Origin of the sequence: Phyllobacterium sp. 21LDTY02-6, assembly GCF_023554255.2 — a bacterium.
Lineage (GTDB): Bacteria > Pseudomonadota > Alphaproteobacteria > Rhizobiales > Rhizobiaceae > Phyllobacterium.
In genome coordinates, this window is sequence record NZ_JAMJWD020000007.1 from 162,894 (window position 1) to 180,101 (window position 17,208).

A 17,208-nucleotide genomic window follows, 5' to 3' on the forward strand; every position below is an offset into this window, starting at 1 on the left:
GGCGCGTCACGCCGGGGATTTGCCGCCATCCGGCGGAAGCGCGGCGGTGGCGGCGGGCAGGATCAGATCGCTGACGAGACCGTGCAATTGCCGCACATAGCCGGAGCGCGCCGATGGTGCGCCGGTATCCGAGGTGATCGCCACGACGAGCGAGGCATGCGGCACGACATAGATCATCTGCCCGCCATAGCCCCAGGCATAATGGATCGGCCGCCCGTCCGGCCCGGCGGTGATGAACCAGCCGAGCCCATAGGCGTCGCCGGTATAGGGCGAGCGCGTGCGTGGCTGCCACGATTTCTCGATCCAGCCTTTCGGGATGACCTGTCCGCCGCCACCGCTGGCCGCGCCACCATTGAGGAAGAGTTCGCCGAAGACGCACATGGCCCGCGGCGACAGCAGCATGTCATTGCCGCCGAAATAGATGCCTTGCGGATCGCGTGGCCACGGCGGGATCGAGATATCCAGCGGCTTGCCCAGCCAGTCCCGCGCGATGGCAAGCGTCGAACGGCCCGTTTCCTGCGTCAACAGGGCGGAAAGGATGTGCGAATTTCCGGTCGAATACAGCATTTCGCCGCCGGGTTCGCCGATGAACTCCTGCGCCAGCGCGTAGCGCACCCAGTCGCGGCTCGAAACCCAGCGGCCGTAATTGGGACCGGAGGTGCGGCCAAGGCCCGACTGCATCGAGAGCAGATGACCGATGGTGACCCTGTGCAGGCGAGGATCGGGATTGTCCGGCAGCTTCGACGCAAGCAGCGGCGCGATCGGCTGGTCGAGCCCCGAAAACACCTTTCGCTCGATGGCGATGCCGGTCAGGGCCGCGATGATGGTCTTCGACACCGATTTCACATTCACCGGCTGATCCGCCGGTGGACCGCGCAACACGCGCTCGATCTGGCGCTTGCCGGCCAGCGACACGATGAGCGTGCGCATGGCGGGCAGCGTGCCGGCCTGGGCGAGGATCGCCTCGGTCGAGGCCGCGGCAAAGGTGGGGACCGCCTCCATGCGCTGCGCCAAGGCGCGCGAGCCGAGGGAAGCGCCCGCGATTGCCAGGGTACCGACGAGCAGGTCGCGGCGATTGGGAGAACCAGTCTTCATCGCCGCCAAGGTGCTCTACCGATCCCGGCGCATCAACACAAAGCTTCTCACATGCGCGTGATGAGCGGCCAGTGGCAAGGCCGCCCCGGGCAAGGCCGCCCAAGGACACAGGTCGCCCAGGGACGAAGGCAAGCAGCACGGCCCTTCTAGCCGACGACCAGCCTTATGGTCTTGCCGGTCAGCTTGGCCAGTTGCTGCACCCTGCCCTCCGGCACGTCGCCGATGAGATCCGCCTTGGTCTTGTTGATGACGAGATCGAGACCATCCGGACCATTGCGCCAGGACAGGTTGGGCACGACCCCTGCCATAGATGCCGAGAACGGATAGCTGATCCGCATGATGGCAGCGAGAACCCGCGAGAATTCCAGCAGCCGCGGGCTGGCTATCGCAGCGAGGTCCGGATCGGGAACGCTGTTGGCCACGCCTTCGTGCCGGAAGAAATTGGCCAGCGCGATATAGGCCCGGCCGGGATGATCGATACCGATGAAAGCGGCATTGGAAATCATGTTGAGCGACTGCGAGCCGCGATAGTCCGGATGGGCGCGCCAGCTGATATCCGCCACGAGGCAGGCCGCCCGGCGGTAGCGCTTCTCGTCCTCGGTTTCCTTGTAGCCGAGCGCCGCGAACGAATCGCCGCTCCACTCCGCCAATTCGCGCGCATAGGTGGGCGAGCGGGCACGCAGCGTCGCCAGCTCGTCGGCCGCCGAGATCAGCGGGTCCTGCAACTGCTCGCTTTCGGGCAGCAGCGAATAGAGAAACCCTTCCCGCACGCCCAGCGCCGAGAAGACGATCTTCGACGGGCGCATCAGGTTGATCGTCTCGAGCAGGGCGATCGCGCCATAGGACAGCAGCGCACGCCGGTTCTTCGAGACATCCTCGATGCCGCGCATATTGTCGACATCGCCGGCGGCGACGCGCTTGAGAAAGCGCTGCGCCTCGGCAAAGTCGATCTCGTAATTGTGCATGACATGCAGCGGATAATGTTCGGCGCTCATATGCAGCTTGGCGAGGTTTCGCCAGGTTCCGCCGACCGCATAGAATGCGCGACCCTTGCCATTCGACAGCAGCTTCGCCGTGGCGAGGCTCTTCTGGGCGATGGAGACCGCATCGCCGAGATCGCCGTTCGACATGTCCTGCAGGCGCAGGCCGCCCAGCGGCAGGGTTATGCCATCGCCGATCTTGCGGCCCTTGACGTCGACGAGTTCGAGACTGCCGCCGCCGAGATCGCCGGCAATGCCGTCCGGATCATGAAAGCCGGAGATGATCCCGAGCGCGGAATAATAGGCTTCCTCGCGCCCCGACAGGACCTTGATCGGCTCCTTGACGATCGCTTCGGCTTCCTTGATGAATTGCGATCCGTTCTCGGCCTCGCGCGCGGCGGCGGTGGCCAGAACGTCGAGCGAGACGGCGCCGGCCTGGTCCGCCAGCGCCCGAAACCGCCGGAGAGCCCTGAGGGCGCTCTGCACGGCCTTGGCATTGAGCTTGCCGGTCTTGACCAGCCCCTTGCCGAGACCGCAGAGTATCTTCTCGTTGAACAAGACGGTGGGAGAGCGGGTGACGCCCTCGTAAACCACCAGACGAACCGAATTCGAGCCGATGTCGATGACAGCGGCCGGCGAGCGTCCCTGGACGCGTCCCTGAGCAGCCGAAATCATGCAGGCTTTGATTTTGCTCGCGAACGCTTGCGATGGGCGATGAGGCGGGGCGCCGAGGACTTCAGAGATTTACCACGGCCCGAAAGGCTCGGATTGGTCATGAAATATTCCTGTGCGTTAAAGGCGTCTTCTCCCTCCGCGGGTGCGATGCGCCGCGAAGTTCCGTCTGCTAATACTTCGTAACTCTGCTGGTTGTCGAGGAGGTTCGCCAGCATAATCTGTGAAAGAACCTGTTGATGCACAGTTGCGTTGGTGATCGGCACCAGCGTCTCGACGCGTCGGTCGAGATTGCGGGTCATCATGTCGGCCGAGCCGAAATAGACCAGCGCCTTGTCCGAGGGCAGCCCGTGGCCATTGCCGAAGCAGAAGATGCGGCTGTGTTCGAGGAAGCGGCCGACGATGGATTTGGCGCGTATATTGTCCGAAAGGCCCGGAACCTGCGGCCGCAGGCAGCATATGCCGCGCACCACCAGGTCGATCTCGACGCCATATTTGCTCGCCTCGTAGAGCGCGTCGATGATCTTGGCATCGACCAGGGCGTTCATCTTCATCCAGATCGCAGCCGGACGGCCGGCCTTGGCGTGTTCGATTTCCTCGGCGATGTGCTGCAATATGCGCGGCCGCAGCGTGATCGGCGAAACGGCCAGCTGCATCTCGCCCGAAGGCGGCGTGTAGCCGGTGATATAGTTGAAGACCTGCGCCACGTCCCGGCCGATCGAGGGTTCGCAGGTGAAGAATGACAGGTCCGTATAGATCTTGGCGGTGATGGGGTGATAATTGCCCGTCCCGAGATGCACATAGCTGCGCAGCTTGTTTTCCTCGCGGCGCACGACGAGCGACATCTTCGCATGGGTCTTCAGTTCCAGGAAGCCGAAGACGACCTGGACACCGGCGCGCTCCATGTCGCGTGCCCAGCGAATATTGGCCTCCTCGTCGAATCGCGCCTTCAATTCGATCAGCGCGGTCACGGACTTGCCGGCGTCGGCTGCATCGATGAGCGCGCGCACGATCGGGCTGTCGTTCGAGGTGCGGTACAGCGTCTGCTTGATGGCGACCACGTCCGGATCGGCCGCGGCCTGGCGCAGGAACTGCACCACGACGTCGAACGATTCATAGGGGTGATGGACGATGATGTCCTTCTCGCGGATCGCGGCGAAGCAATCGCCGCCATGTTCGCGCACCCGCTCCGGAAAACGCGGATTATAGGGCGTGAACTTGAGGTCCGGCCGCGGAATCGAGACGATTTCCGAGATGGTGTTGAGCGCCAGCAGGCCGCCAAGGACGCTGATGCGATTATCCGGCACGCCAAGTTCGCTGGCGACGAAGCTGCGCAGGGTCGCGGGCATCTCGTCGTCGAATTCGATGCGGATCACCTGGCCGCGGCGGCGACGCTTCAGCGCGCTTTCGAACAGGCGCACCAGGTCCTCGGCCTCTTCCTCCACCTCGATATCGCTGTCGCGGATGATCCGGAACGTGCCCGCGCCCTTCACCTCATAGCCCGGAAAGAGCCGGCCGGTGAAAAGGCCGATCGCGTCTTCGAGCGTCAGGAAGCGGTAGCGCCCGCTATCGTCCGGTATCTGGATGAAGCGCTTGAGTGCCTGCGGCAGGCGCAGCAATGCCGTCATCGGCCGGTTGTCGGTGCTGCGGTTGAGCAGCATGGCGATGGAGAAGCCGAGATTGGGAATGAAGGGGAACGGATGTGCCGGATCGATCGCAAGCGGCGTCAGCACCGGATAGATGGTCTCGAGGAAGTGATCCTCCAGCCAGCTCTGCTCCTGCGGCGTCAGCCTGTCCGGGCGGACGATCTCGATGTTCTCGGCGAGCAGCTCGTCCCTGAGCTTCGTCAGCCGCACCTGCTGGGCATCCTGCAGCTTGCTGACCTCGTCGATGACGAAATCGAGCTGTTCCTGGGCGGTGCGGCCATCATCGCTGCGGCTCGACACGCCGGCCCGGACCTGGCCCGCAAGGCCCGCGATCCGCACCATGAAGAATTCATCGAGATTGGCGGCGGATATCGAAAGGAAGCGCAGGCGCTCCAGCAGCGGCTGATTGTGATTATGCGCCTCTTCCAGCACGCGCCGGTTGAATTGCAGCCACGAAAACTCGCGGTTTACGAAGCGGTCCACGCTCAGATGCAAATCCGGCAATGCGACATTCTCGACCGGCTGCGGAATTGCTGGTGACTGCTCGTTCATTATTCTCTCCAAATTATTAAATATATCCCGATGGACTGGAACCGCACCATAAAGAAGTCTTTTGACAGTTTGATAGCAATCGTCTTGAAATCGTAATCAGGATGATACAAACCGCAGCATATGAAAAGTCGGATAAGGCGAAAAGGCTGCCGACGAGACGTTTCAGGAGCAGAACATGGCTGGACACAGCATTCCTCATTTCCAGAACAGCGCAGGTCACGCCAGCATAGCAGTGGGCGTGAAGGAGTTCATGTGCGTCGGCGCCAATCCGCCTTTCGACCATCCGCACGTCTTTCTCGACCTTGGCGACGACAATGAAAAGGTCTGCCCCTATTGCTCGACGCTCTATCGCTTCGATGCGTCGCTTGCCGCAGACCAGACGGTGCCGGACGGCTGCATCTATGTGGAAAAGGCCGCTTGAACGCTGCACTGATCGACCTGAAGAAGGAACGCAACAGGCGCGATCCCAATCCTGAGCAGATCATCATAGCAGGGGCCGGCATTGCCGGCCTTACTCTCGCAATCGCCCTTGCCGCCAAGGGTTTCAGCGTCCAGATATTCGAAAAGAGCGAGGCTCTCGCCGAAATCGGGGCCGGCCTGCAATTGTCGCCCAATGCGACGCGCCTGCTCGACCGGCTGGACGTTCTGCGCGACCTCGGCCCCCGCTGCGTCGAACCCGATGCAATATCCCTGAATGACGGCCGCACCGGTTCGGTGCTGCTGCGCCTGCCGATGGCCGAACATGCGCGGGAGCGCTGGGGCGCGCCCTACCTCGCCTGCCACCGGGCAGACCTGCAGAATGCGCTTTTGCAGCGCGCGCGCCGCGACGGGCGCATCGCGATCCAGCTGCGCTCCGCGGTGATGCAATATGAGAGCGATGCCGGGAGCGTCATCGTGCGCGTGCAATATGACGACCGCATCGAGGAACACCGCGCCGCGCTGCTCGTCGGCGCCGATGGCGTCTGGTCGGCGATCCGCAACGTGCAGGATCATCACCGCGCCCGCCCGACAGGCACCGTGGCGTGGCGCGCTTCGGTGCCGGCCGGTGCCCTGCCCGCGAGCTTCAAGGCGTTGCTCGCCGAGTCCCCCGAGATCACCGCCTGGACCGGGCCGGACGCCCACCTCATCGCCTATCCGGTTCGCTCCGGCGACATGATCAATTTCGTCGCCGTCGCGCCTGACCGGCATGATGATCGCCCGCGCGCCCGGGCGGAACCCGATCTCGGCGCGGATTTTTCCGGCTGGCACGCCGCAATTCTCGGCGCCTTGCGTTCGGCCGGTCCATGGACGCCATGGCAGCTTTTCGAGATGCGCCACTGCCGCTTCAAGATCGGCAAGCGGCTCGTCCTCATCGGCGATGCCGCCCATGCCATGCCTCCCTACGCCGCACAGGGCGCTGCCATGGCCATCGAAGATGCCTGCGCCCTCGCCGCGCTGCTCGGCCAGAACCGCGATGTCGAGCGCGTGCTGGAACAGTTTTCGGCACAGCGGACCGGCCGGGTCGAGGCCGTGGCGCGGCGCGGCGCGCTCAACCGCCTCGCCTATCACGCGCGCGGACCGATGGCGCTGGCGAGAAACACCCTGTTGCGCATGCGCAAGCCGGAGAAATTCCTGGAAGGGCTGGACTGGCTCTATGGCTATGACGCGGAGGCGCGAAACAAATAGCGCTGGCTATTCCGCGGCCTGCTCGGCGCGCCGCTGCAATTCACGGTCGATCAAAGCGATCCGCGCATCGGTTTCCTGTTTGGTCTTGATGGCGCCGTAGACCATAAAGCACGCCACCAGGATAGTGCTGACGGCGCTGCAGAGAATGCTAGTCGTGAAGTCCATCACCATCATTCCAACCCCTTGTTCAAGACCAGCCTACCACAAGCATGAAAAACCGTCGATAGAAGCGCACTGCCGACCATGACGGCAATTTGAGAACGTAGTCCGACCCCGGTCGTGATCATATTGGTCACGGGTGTAAGAACACCGATGACTGCCGCCGCAGTGGAAAACCTGTCCAGCGCAGCGGCCACATATTTCTGGATCTCGTTGTTGCGCAATCTGTCCAGCGCCTTGAGTGCTTGCAGCTGCTCGCGCGTGGCTTCATTAACGTGCTCGATCATGGGAAAACTCGTCGGAATGCCTGAATGAAAATCAATAAATCAAATCTGAAAAAACAGCGGCCACGCGGGCCGCTGCAACATATGCGGCTGCCGGAGCAGGTCTAGTGCAGGATCTGGCTGAGGAAGAGCTTCGTCCGCTCATGCTGCGGATTGTCGAAGAACTCGGCCGGCGCGTTCTGCTCGACGATCTGCCCCTGATCCATGAAGATGACGCGGTTGGCGACCTGGCGCGCAAAACCCATTTCGTGGGTGACGCAGACCATGGTCATGCCTTCTTCGGCGAGCTGGACCATCGTATCCAGCACTTCCTTGATCATTTCCGGATCGAGCGCCGAGGTCGGCTCGTCGAACAGCATGATGCGCGGGTTCATGCAGAGCGAACGGGCAATCGCCACGCGCTGCTGCTGTCCGCCCGATAGCTGGCCCGGATATTTGTTGGCCTGCTCGGGGATCTTGACGCGCTCGAGATAGTGCATCGCGATCTCGTCGGCCTTCTTCTTCGGCATCTTGCGCACCCAGATCGGCGCCAGCGTGCAATTTTCGAGGATGGTCAGATGCGGGAAGAGGTTGAAGTGCTGGAACACCATGCCGACCTCGCGGCGCACCTCGTCGATCTTCTTCAGATCATTGGTCAGTTCGATGCCGTCGACGATGATCTTGCCGCTCTGGTGTTCCTCCAGCCGGTTGATGCAGCGGATCATGGTCGATTTGCCGGAACCGGAAGGGCCGGCGACGACAATGCGCTCGCCGCGCATCACGCGCAGATTGATGTCCTTCAGCACGTGAAAGTCACCATACCACTTGTTCATATTGACGATATCGACGGCAACATCGGTCTTCGACACCTGCAGCAGCGAGCGGTCGACCTGCAGCTCTTCCGGGTCAATAACGTTTTCTGTTGTCATTATGCGAAGCTCCTAACGTTTATGGCCAGTGTCGAGGCGATTTTCCATGAAAATCGAATAGCGCGACATGCCGAAGCAGAAAATCCAAAAGATGAAACCGGCAAAGATAAGTCCGGACAGCGGCGTCTGCGGCGACGCCCAGTTCGCATCCGAAAAGTGCTGGCGCACCGTGCCGAGAAGGTCGAACATGCTGATGATCGACACGAGGCTCGTATCCTTGAACAGGCCGATGAAAGTATTGACGATGCCGGGGATCACCAGCTTCAGGGCCTGGGGCAGGATGATCAGGCCCGTCTTCTGCCAATAGCCGAGGCCGAGCGATTCCGCGCCCTCATATTGCCCCTTGGGGATCGCCTGCAGGCCGCCGCGCACCACCTCCGCCATATAGGCCGAGGCGAAGAGCGCGACGCCGATGAGCGCACGCAGGAACTTGTCGAAGGTGACGCCAGGCGGCAGGAACAGCGGCAGCATGTAGCTCGCCATGAACAGCACGGTGATGAGCGGGATGCCGCGCACCATCTCGATGAAGATGACGCAGAGCAGCTTTATGACCGGCATCTTCGAACGCCGCCCGAGCGCCAGCGCTATGCCGAGCGGCAGCGAGACGGAAATGCCGACGAAGGAAATGACCAGCGTTACCAGCAGTCCGCCCCAGGACGCGGTTTCCACATAGGACAGGCCGAAGCGGCCGCCGACGAGCAGGAAGAACGCAACGATGGGGAAGACGAAGAAGAAGGCGATCGCATTCGGCACCTTGTGCGACACCCTCGGGATGAGCAGCGGCACGAGCAGCAGCACGAAGAGCACGCCGACAAGGTTCACCCGCCAGCGCTGGTCCACCGGATAGTGCCCATACATGAACTGGTTGAAATTGGCATTGACGAAGGCCCAGCAGGCGCCGGACCAGCCCTCCGGCTGGATGCCGCCCTGGGCCGTGGTGGAGCAGACGGAGCGATCCGCCCCGACCCACGCCGCCTCGACGAACAGCCAGTTGAACACCGGCGGCACGAAATAGACCAGCGCGAGCGCCGCGATGATCGTCAGCACCGCGTCGACAGGGGTGGCGAAGAGATTGGTCCGCATCCACTTGACGACGCCGCGCTCGGCCAGCGGCGGTGTCTGGCCCTGAAGCATTTCCTGGCGGACGAAACTGAGATTGGTATCGGTCATGGTCAGCGCTCCACCAGTGCCATCTTGGCATTGAACCAGTTCATGAACAGCGATGTCAGCACGCTCAGGCTGAGATAGACGATCATGAATATGGCGACGACTTCGATCGACCTGCCGGTCTGGTTGAGGATCGTTCCGCCGACGGCCACCAGATCCGGATAGCCGATGGCGACCGCAAGCGACGAATTCTTGGTCAGGTTCAGATATTGGCTGGTGAGCGGCGGAATGATGATCCGCATCGCCTGCGGCACCACGACCAGGCGGGTCGTCGGCCCGGCGCGCAGCCCGAGCGCATGCGCCGCCTCGCTCTGCCCCTTGCCGACGCCGCGAATGCCGGCACGCACGATCTCGGCGATGAAGGACGCGGTATAGAACGACAGCGCCAGGTAGAGCGACATGAATTCCGGCCCGACATGGGTGCCGCCGCGCAGGTTGAAGTTGCCGAGGATCGGATAATCGAATGTCGGGAAGCCCTTCAGGATGAAGGCCAGGAGCGGCAGGCCGATGATGAGGCCGAGGGCCGTCAGTCCCACCGGAAAGGTCTGCCCCGTCGCCAATTGGCGCCTGTGAGCCCAGCGGCGCACCAGCAGCGCGCCGACGATACCGGCGATGAGGCCGATCCCTGCCAGCGTCAGCCCCGTGCTCGGCACGATGGAGGGCAGGAAGAAGCCGCGATTGTTGAGATAGGTGCCGAAAGGCAGATCGATGCTCTGGCGCGCCTGGGGCAGCGCCGAAAGCACGCCGAGATACCAGAAGAAGATGACCAGCAATGGCGGCACATTGCGGAAAACCTCGACATAGACGGTGCACAGCTTGCGGATCAGCCAATTGTGCGAGAGCCGGCCGATGCCGACGATGAAGCCGATGATGGTGGCGGTGACGATGCCGACGACGGCGACCGTCATGGTGTTCAGCACGCCGACCCACAATGCCTGGGCAAAGGTCGAATCGCTCGAATAGGCGGTGAACGGATGGCTGCTGATGTCGAAGCCCGAACGGCCGTTCAGAAACCCGAATCCGGTGGCCAGCCTGGCCCGCTGGAGATTCTCGATAGTGTTGTGGACGATCCAGTATCCGAGGCCGACAATGGCGGCGAGCGCCAGTATCTGAAAGAAATAGCCGCGGATTCTCGGGTCGTTCAATAGCGATGTCTTATCGCCGCCGCTGCCGACGGGCGCAATCTCCTGCGATGCCATCTACCCCTCATTTCTTCGGTATATTCTTGTTTTTATTTATTATTGTTGTTTCGTCGTCCTTGGAGGAAGAGGAGGCGAGCCCCCTCTCCCGTTTCGCGATCGGCCGGCGATGATTACCGGATCGGGATAGCGTATTGCAGGCCGCCCTTGCTCCACTGGGCATTGATGCCGCGGGCGATCTTCAGCGGGCTGCCGGCGCCGATATTGCGCTCGAAGAGCTCGCCGTAATTGCCGACGGCCTTGACGACATTGACGACCCAGTCATTGGTCAGGCCGAGATCGGTGCCGAGCTTGGTATTGGCTTCCTGGCCAAGCACGCGCTTGATCTCGGGATTGTCGCCATTCTTGACCTCGTCGACATTGGCCTTGGTGATGCCGAGCTCTTCCGCCGTCAGCAGCGCGTAATGGGTCCAGCGAATGATGTCGGCCCATTGCGGGTCGCCCTGGCGCACGGCAGGTCCGAGCGGCTCCTTCGAGATGATCTCCGGCAGGACGACGTGATCGTCCGGCGCGGAAAGCGTCAGGCGGATCGAGTAAAGGCCGGACTGGTCGGTCGTATAGGCATCGCAGCGGCCCGAATCATAGGCGGCGTTGACCTCTTCCAGCTTTTCGAAGACGACCGGATTATATTCCATCTTGTTGGTGCGGAAATAATCGGCGAGGTTGAGCTCGGTCGTGGTGCCGGCCTGCACGCAGACCGAAGCGCCGGAAAGCTGCAGCGCCGAATTGATGCCCGAGAGCTTCTTCGAATTGATCATGAAGCCCTGGCCGTCATAATAGTTGACGCCCGTGAAGTCGAAGCCCTGCGTGTCGCGGCTCAGCGTCCAGGTCGTGTTGCGGATCAGGACGTCGATCTCGCCGGATTGCAGTGCAGGCAGGCGGTCCTTCGCGGACAATGGCGTGAACTTGACCTTGGTGCCGTCGCCGAAGATGGCGGCTGCTACGGCCCTGCAATAATCGACGTCGAAACCGGACCATTCACCCTTGTCGTTCGGCGCACCGAAGCCTGCGAGGCCGGTGTTGACGCCGCACTGAAGAAAGCCCTTCTTCTTCACGTCGTCCAGCGTGGCGGCCGAAGCTGCATTGGCGAGAAGGACCAGCGCGGAGGCAGCCAGCGCACCCTTCAAAACGGAATTTTTCATAATTGATTTGCCCTTTAGTTGTTTTACCGGTTCCCAGAGAGAAACTTTGATGGACTGGATTGCCCCACATTCCGGAGGCCCCAACACCTCTCCCATTCACCCATCTATCGAAGGCCATTCTGCGGGTTTGGTCAAGGCATAATCTTTGCCCAATATTCAAGCAATCTGGCGGAAAACACTGCTTACAAAGTAGATTTTCGCCGAACTTATGTTCAAATCCGTCCAGTTGGACCTAAAAACGGTTGCAAATGTTCGAATCGCACCTGATGCGCGCACCGCCGCTCAGTGCAATTGGCCCCGGCGCACCGCCGGCCAGAGCCTGGCTTTCCGCGCCCGGAAGCCTATCCGTCGATTGGCGAGGAAGCGGGCCATGGCGATGGCGACGAAGAAGCCGACGCTGTAGCCGGCGATGATATCGGTCGGATAATGCGCCCGGGCTATCAGCCGCGTGAAGGCGATGCCCATGGTCGCGAGGAGGATCGGCAATCGCCAGCGCGGAAACCACAATGCCAGGATGCAGCCGACGGCACCCATGGTGGTCGAATGGCCGGACGGAAAGCTCGCCCAGTCATCGCCGCCGGCGAAGGGCGAGAAGTAGCCGGTGCCCCAGCTGTCGATGAAGGCGGGCCGCGCCCTGCCGATGAGGTATTTCACGATGGCGGTGAGCGTGCCGGCGGCGGAAATGGCCCAGAATGCGTAGGTGGCCTGCGAATAGACGATGGCCAGCCTTGCGCTGCGCGAGGGCGGCAGCGACTTCCAGTCGATGGCGATGAGGCAGACCGCGATCGAGAAGGCCGGCACCACATACCATTTGGAGAGACCGATATCGGTGACATACCGCAGGTTGCGCATCGGGTGGTCGTCGGCGGTGAAGGTCCGCGACAGGAACTCGTCATAGGGATGCACCGCCAGGATGAGAAAGACGATGAGGGCCACGGTCATCGTCATTCCGCCTGTCCATGCCGGGTCGGCCCAGTCCGCCGGGCGCGCCGTCAATGCGTGTACATAGCGGCGCGTCACATATTTCAACCGCTCGCCGATGCCTCCTCCGCCTGCGTTCAAATCCTTCTCCTGTTGCAACGCACGGGCTGTGCGATTATCGACAATAGGCTATCAAACATACCCCGTCCGCCTATTTGGAGACCCTCCCATGCAGAAGCAAGCCCGCAAGAAACTCGGCCTCAACACCCGGCTTGCCCATAGTGGATACGATCCGCAGGACTATCATGGTTTCGTCAATCCGCCCGTCATCCATGCTTCCACCGTGCTTTTCCCGGACGCCAGGACCATGGCGAGCGAGAACCAGACCTATACCTACGGCACCCATGGCACGCCGACGACGCGGGCCCTTTGCAGCGCGATAGACGAGATGGAAGGCTCCGCCGGCACCATACTGGTCCCATCAGGGCTTGCCGCCGTGACCCTGCCCCTCCTCGCCTTCCTGTCGCCCGGCGACCATCTGCTCATGGTCGACAGCTGCTATGGCAATACCCGCCATTTCTGCAACACCATGCTCAAGCGCTTCGGCGTAGAGGTGGATTATTACGATCCGCTGGCCGGCGCCGGCATTGCGGAGCTCATCAAGCCGAATACGCGCGTCGTCTTCACCGAATCGCCGGGCTCGAACACGTTCGAAATCCAGGATATCCCGGCGATCGCCGAAAAGGCCCATGCCGCCGGGGCCATCGTCATGATGGACAATACCTGGGCGACGCCGATTCATTTCAAGGCGTTGGACTTCGGTGTTGATGTTTCGATTCATGCGCTGACCAAATATCCGGGCGGGCATTCCGACATCATCCTGGGATCGGTCTCGGCCAATGCCGAATGTTTCCCGGCCATCAAGGCCGCCAACAAGGCGCTCGGCATCTGCGCCAATGGCGACGACGCCTACCAGGTCCTGCGCGGCCTGCGCACCATGGGCGTGCGCATGGAACGCCATGCGCAAAGCGCGCTCAGGATCGCCGAATGGCTGGAGCAGCAGGAGGATGTGATCGAGGTGCTGCATCCGGGGCTGCCGAGCCATGCGGGACATGAACTTTTCAAGCGCGATTTCACCGGCGCGGGCGGGGTTTTCTCGTTCGTGCTGAAGGGCAGCGGCGAGCGGGCTCACGCTTTCCTCGATGCGCTCCAGCTGTTCGGCCTCGGCTATTCCTGGGGCGGATATGAGAGCCTTGCGCTGCAGGTCCGGCTATCCGACCGCACCTTGACCGGACAATCCTATGGCGGGCCGTTGATCCGCCTGCAGATCGGGCTGGAGGATGCGGAAGACCTGATCGAAGACATCGGCGAAGCGCTTCGCCTGTCGCGACCGGCCTGAGCACAAGGGAACCCGGGCACAAGAGAAATTGAATTCGGTTTGATGGGCGGCGCTGCTAAGCCAGTCGGCGGGTCCAGACCAACAAGAGAGAGCATATCATGACCAAGGCACTTCTCCCTTCCATCGCAGCAATCGCCATGATCGCCACGATTGCCACCGCTGCCGCGCAGGACCATAGCGGCCACAAGATGGCGCAGCCCGACGCGATGGCGAGCCAGAAGGGCGACCAGGGGGCGGCCTCGAAGGCTTTCGCGGCGGCCAATGCCAGGATGCACAAGGAAATGGATATCGAATATAGCGGCAATGCCGACAAGGATTTCGTGCGCGGCATGATCGCCCATCATCGCGGCGCCATCGACATGGCCAAGGTCGAACTGGAGCACGGCAAGGACGAGCACATCCGCAAGGTGGCGGAAACGATCATTGCCGCCCAGGAAGCCGAGATCAAGGACATGCAGGCCTGGCTCGACAAGAATGGCGGCTAGAAACCGTACTTTGCCATGGACTACCCGCCAGACATGACGACACCCGCCGGATGCCAGCGGGTGTCGTCAGTTTCGAAACTCTTGCGTCCCTTGCGAGCTCAGACGCTCATGCGACCCTACCAGGTCACTCGCTTGCAAAAGCTACTGGCCTTGCAAAGCTACTCGTCTTGCAAAACTACTGGCGCATTTCGCTGCTTGCGGCGCGTTTCTGCAGGCAGAGCTGCCAGAGACTATAGGCGGCGTCGGCATAGGTGGAGCTTCCGACCTTGAACTCCGCCGAGCGCAACGGCAGAAGATCCTCGACGACGGCAAGCGTACGCGCGGGAAGAATATCGGTGCAACTCCATAGGCGCCGAAACACGGTGCTGATGGCAACCTGCTTCTCGTTTATGTCGATTACAGGCTCGTCCCTACCGAGTTCCCAATCCTCCAGGGCATCGATCGCGTCCTGAAAGGCATTATGCAAGATGATAGGCGCGTGGCCTTCATGAAGTGGGTGCAGCAAACCAGGCATTCCTGTCTCCTCACTTTTGTGTTGCACTATTGCCGGGGGCTCCCGGAATGAGAATCATACGTGCCGCCCCCCTATCTCCGCAAGGACAAAGTGTCTAATCACCACTACTTCGCTAGACTTTATTGATTTAATCCAGCCTTGGCGGGAGCATTAACCAAAGATATTAAAGTCGAGATTCATGCGAGGAGGGCAAACAACTGATATCTATGCTTATACCATGCGCCGCGAATCGCGCCGCAGCATAAATCCTTGCCAAATCGGTTCCGGTGCATCATTCATGTCCCGCTGCCCATCGAACCCCGCTGCCTACGAGGACATCCACATGACAATGAAATACGCTCCGGTGATCCTTCTCACCACCCTCCTGGCGGGTTGCGGCAATATTCAGGGGCAGCTGGACAGCGAGAAGATTTCATCGCTGCACTACGACAATGTCGAATGCGCCAGCCTCGTGGCACAGCGCGACCAGGCTGTCAGCGAAGTCAGCCGCCTTACGAATGGCAAGGGTTATCGCGACCCGGACGTCGTTACCGGCTTCGGTCCGGTACTCCCCGATTACCGCAACAAGAACGAGAAGCGCGCCGGTGCGCTGCAGGGTCAGGCGGAGGCGATGACGCGCTCCATAGACCGGCGCAAATGCACCTCCACGCCATCGTGATGGTCGATTTCGGACGGTGAACGCTTCCGCCGCCGAATTCTATTGTGTCGCCAAACAATCAGGCGTAATTTGACGGTTTACGGGTGGATTACTCTTTCCGGTCTAGACCGGTGTATGTTCTTCTCAGGGAGTGACAAACATGGGAGAAGCGACACTTCACACGCCCCATAATGCCAACTGCGCAACGCCGCAGATATTGCAGAAAGTACGTTCCGAAATACCTCCGAAAACGACCAACCCGAACAGGTTGTCGGATATTTTAAGGCGCGCCAAGGGCGGTTTTACGCATCGGCGTTTCAAGCAACATTCGAAGTAGAAATGTCCGATCGGACAGACCTGCTTCCCGATAAAAGCATGCTCGATACCATAACCGGCAAAGCCGTGCGGCGTCTCGACCGCCACACGGCGGCGGGTCGGCTCGACTTCAATCCCCCCGCCATCGAGGGCCGCACAGCCTCCTTGCCGGAGCCACGCCCTTTGCCGGATTTACATGGTCACGGGCCGGGCAGCGGCACGTGCGGGGCAACGGTTGGTGATGGATGATCCGGAGAGACGCGAGCGGGATGAATATGCGCCATATCTGACGTCCATCTGGGGCTATCTGATCGTCTTCATGATCATTGTCCCGATCGTGCTCTATCTGGGCCGGTATTATGGCCGCTAAAAGTCTTACCGGCGCGGCGAATAGGTCGGCACGCCGTCATCCTCGCCGAGGATCAGCTTGGACGGATCGTCCTGGAAATCCCGCACCGCGCGCTCGATCCTTTCGACGGAGCGGCGGCTATCGGAAATGACGCGCTGGGCATTGCGCAGCCGCTCGCCGGTCAGGGTGCCGAGCCTTGCCGTCAGCCCCGTCATCGTCTCGTTCAGTTCCTTCGCCTGCTGGCGGTAGGATTGCAGCCTGGTGCGGATCTGCGAGACCATGCTGTCCTTGTCGTTCGAAAGCTGCCTGTCGATCTGGACCAGCTTCTCGTCGACCTGCGACGAGGCCGAATTGATCCGCTGCACCACCTCGCGCGCGTCATGCGCCAGCGTTTCGAGCTTCTGCGCGCGCTGGCCGTAATCCTCGATCATGGCGGTGCTGTCGGCCAGCCCGTCGGTGAATTGCTTGGCCTGGTTGATGCTTTCGAGCAGCGGGCCGCGCGTGTCGGCGAGATATTTCTCGGTAAGGTCGGTGACCTCTTCGGCGCGATCGATCCAGTCCTGCGCGGTCTGGACCAGGGTCTTGAGCGAGGCCGGGTCGATATCGATCCGCGCAACGAGGTCTTCCGCCGCAGCCGCCGCCAGCAGGTTCGGCTCGTCGGCCTTGCCGCCCGTCAGTTCGATCCAGGCGGTGCCGGTCAACAGCTGAAAGCTCAGGCTGGCTTTCGTCGACCGCGTGATCGGCGTTGCGGAATCGATCTCGGTCTGCACGATGATCGCATCCGGGTTGCGCTCGTCGATGAACATGCGCCGGACCTGCCCCACCTGCAGGCCGTTGAAATAGACCGGCCCCCGGTTGCTGAGGCCGGATACCGAGCCGGGCACGCGGATTTCGAGCATCGTCTTGTCCTGCGAATCGCCATAGCGGCCGATCCAGTAGAAGAAGCCGGCGGCGAGAAGCAGCACGACCACGCTGAAAACCGCGACAAGCAGGTAATTGGCCTTGGTTTCCATTAAAGGCGGGCGGCTCCGTTAAAACAGCACCTCTCATTACCGCCATCGATGACAGCAAATCAATGGCGAAACCGATTTGCGCTTGACCGCAGTCGCCGAAGGCTGA

At 61.5% G+C, this 17,208-nt stretch carries 18 protein-coding genes; 6 read left to right on the plus strand and 12 right to left on the minus strand.

The features are described 5' to 3' along the window. Positions 1-6: 6 nt before the first annotated feature. The 3 genes from M8997_RS21130 to M8997_RS21140 all read right to left on the minus strand — a co-directional run bounded on the left by M8997_RS21130 (position 7) and on the right by M8997_RS21140 (position 4,945). Positions 7-1,095, minus strand: a complete 1,089-nt coding sequence (locus tag M8997_RS21130) for a serine hydrolase (RefSeq protein ID WP_250018245.1) — start codon at positions 1,093-1,095, stop codon at positions 7-9. Between the two features lie 146 nt (positions 1,096-1,241). Further along, positions 1,242-2,750: an exopolyphosphatase gene (gene ppx / locus M8997_RS21135; protein WP_250018246.1), complete on the minus strand. Its 1,509-nt coding sequence runs from the start codon at positions 2,748-2,750 to the stop codon at positions 1,242-1,244. Further along, entirely contained in the window at positions 2,747-4,945 is a 2,199-nt protein-coding gene (locus M8997_RS21140) for an RNA degradosome polyphosphate kinase (RefSeq protein ID WP_250018247.1), read from the minus strand. The genes ppx and M8997_RS21140 overlap by 4 nt, the downstream gene beginning before the upstream one ends. 175 nt (positions 4,946-5,120) lie before the next feature. Here M8997_RS21140 and M8997_RS21145 point away from each other — a divergent pair, with 175 nt between their 5' ends. Together M8997_RS21145 and M8997_RS21150 are read left to right on the plus strand one after the other, a co-directional pair. Continuing rightward, positions 5,121-5,366 (plus strand): zinc-finger domain-containing protein, encoded by a 246-nt coding sequence (locus M8997_RS21145; protein WP_250018248.1) that lies wholly within the window; start codon positions 5,121-5,123, stop codon positions 5,364-5,366. Further along, complete coding sequence (locus M8997_RS21150; protein WP_250018249.1) at positions 5,363-6,610, plus strand: FAD-dependent monooxygenase; 1,248 nt, start codon at positions 5,363-5,365, stop codon at positions 6,608-6,610. Before M8997_RS21145 ends, M8997_RS21150 begins: the two co-directional genes overlap by 4 nt. Positions 6,611-6,616: 6 nt before the next feature. Here M8997_RS21150 and M8997_RS21155 read toward each other — a convergent pair whose 3' ends face one another. From M8997_RS21155 to M8997_RS21185, 7 genes are all read right to left on the minus strand, one after another. Further along, positions 6,617-6,784, minus strand: coding sequence for a hypothetical protein (locus M8997_RS21155; RefSeq protein WP_250018250.1), 168 nt, complete (start codon positions 6,782-6,784; stop codon positions 6,617-6,619). Beyond that, positions 6,781-7,056 (minus strand): hypothetical protein, encoded by a 276-nt coding sequence (locus tag M8997_RS21160; protein WP_250018251.1) that lies wholly within the window; start codon positions 7,054-7,056, stop codon positions 6,781-6,783. Before M8997_RS21160 ends, M8997_RS21155 begins: the two co-directional genes overlap by 4 nt. A 101-nt stretch (positions 7,057-7,157) precedes the next feature. Continuing rightward, positions 7,158-7,961 (minus strand): amino acid ABC transporter ATP-binding protein, encoded by an 804-nt coding sequence (locus M8997_RS21165; RefSeq protein WP_305884382.1) that lies wholly within the window; start codon positions 7,959-7,961, stop codon positions 7,158-7,160. A gap of 12 nt (positions 7,962-7,973) precedes the next feature. Next, a complete protein-coding gene (locus M8997_RS21170; RefSeq protein ID WP_250018252.1) occupies positions 7,974-9,131 on the minus strand; it encodes an amino acid ABC transporter permease in 1,158 nt (385 codons plus the stop codon). A gap of 2 nt (positions 9,132-9,133) precedes the next feature. Beyond that, positions 9,134-10,327, minus strand: coding sequence for an amino acid ABC transporter permease (locus M8997_RS21175; protein ID WP_250018253.1), 1,194 nt, complete (start codon positions 10,325-10,327; stop codon positions 9,134-9,136). Positions 10,328-10,440: 113 nt separating this feature from the next. Then, positions 10,441-11,469 (minus strand): amino acid ABC transporter substrate-binding protein, encoded by a 1,029-nt coding sequence (locus M8997_RS21180; protein ID WP_250018254.1) that lies wholly within the window; start codon positions 11,467-11,469, stop codon positions 10,441-10,443. A gap of 282 nt (positions 11,470-11,751) precedes the next feature. Further along, complete coding sequence (locus M8997_RS21185) at positions 11,752-12,531, minus strand: phosphatase PAP2 family protein (RefSeq protein WP_250018255.1); 780 nt, start codon at positions 12,529-12,531, stop codon at positions 11,752-11,754. A gap of 88 nt (positions 12,532-12,619) precedes the next feature. Here M8997_RS21185 and M8997_RS21190 point away from each other — a divergent pair, with 88 nt between their 5' ends. Both M8997_RS21190 and M8997_RS21195 read left to right on the plus strand, forming a co-directional pair. After that, positions 12,620-13,789, plus strand: coding sequence for a cystathionine beta-lyase (locus M8997_RS21190; protein ID WP_250018256.1), 1,170 nt, complete (start codon positions 12,620-12,622; stop codon positions 13,787-13,789). Positions 13,790-13,887: 98 nt separating this feature from the next. After that, positions 13,888-14,274 carry a DUF305 domain-containing protein gene (locus M8997_RS21195; RefSeq protein ID WP_250018257.1) on the plus strand — a complete coding sequence of 129 codons (387 nt, stop codon included), beginning with the start codon at positions 13,888-13,890 and terminating at the stop codon, positions 14,272-14,274. 175 nt (positions 14,275-14,449) lie between these two features. Here the strand turns inward: M8997_RS21195 and M8997_RS21200 are convergent, their stop codons facing one another. Further along, positions 14,450-14,788, minus strand: a complete 339-nt coding sequence (locus M8997_RS21200) for a hypothetical protein (RefSeq protein WP_250018258.1) — start codon at positions 14,786-14,788, stop codon at positions 14,450-14,452. 322 nt (positions 14,789-15,110) lie between these two features. Between M8997_RS21200 and M8997_RS21205 the strand changes: the two genes are divergently transcribed. Further along, positions 15,111-15,446 carry a hypothetical protein gene (locus M8997_RS21205; RefSeq protein WP_250018259.1) on the plus strand — a complete coding sequence of 112 codons (336 nt, stop codon included), beginning with the start codon at positions 15,111-15,113 and terminating at the stop codon, positions 15,444-15,446. Positions 15,447-15,978: 532 nt separating this feature from the next. After that, a complete protein-coding gene (locus M8997_RS22185; RefSeq protein WP_256473419.1) occupies positions 15,979-16,110 on the plus strand; it encodes a hypothetical protein in 132 nt (43 codons plus the stop codon). Positions 16,111-16,115: 5 nt separating this feature from the next. Here the strand turns inward: M8997_RS22185 and M8997_RS21210 are convergent, their stop codons facing one another. Then, a complete protein-coding gene (locus M8997_RS21210; protein ID WP_250018260.1) occupies positions 16,116-17,102 on the minus strand; it encodes an MlaD family protein in 987 nt (328 codons plus the stop codon). Between the last annotated feature and the right edge of the window lie 106 nt (positions 17,103-17,208).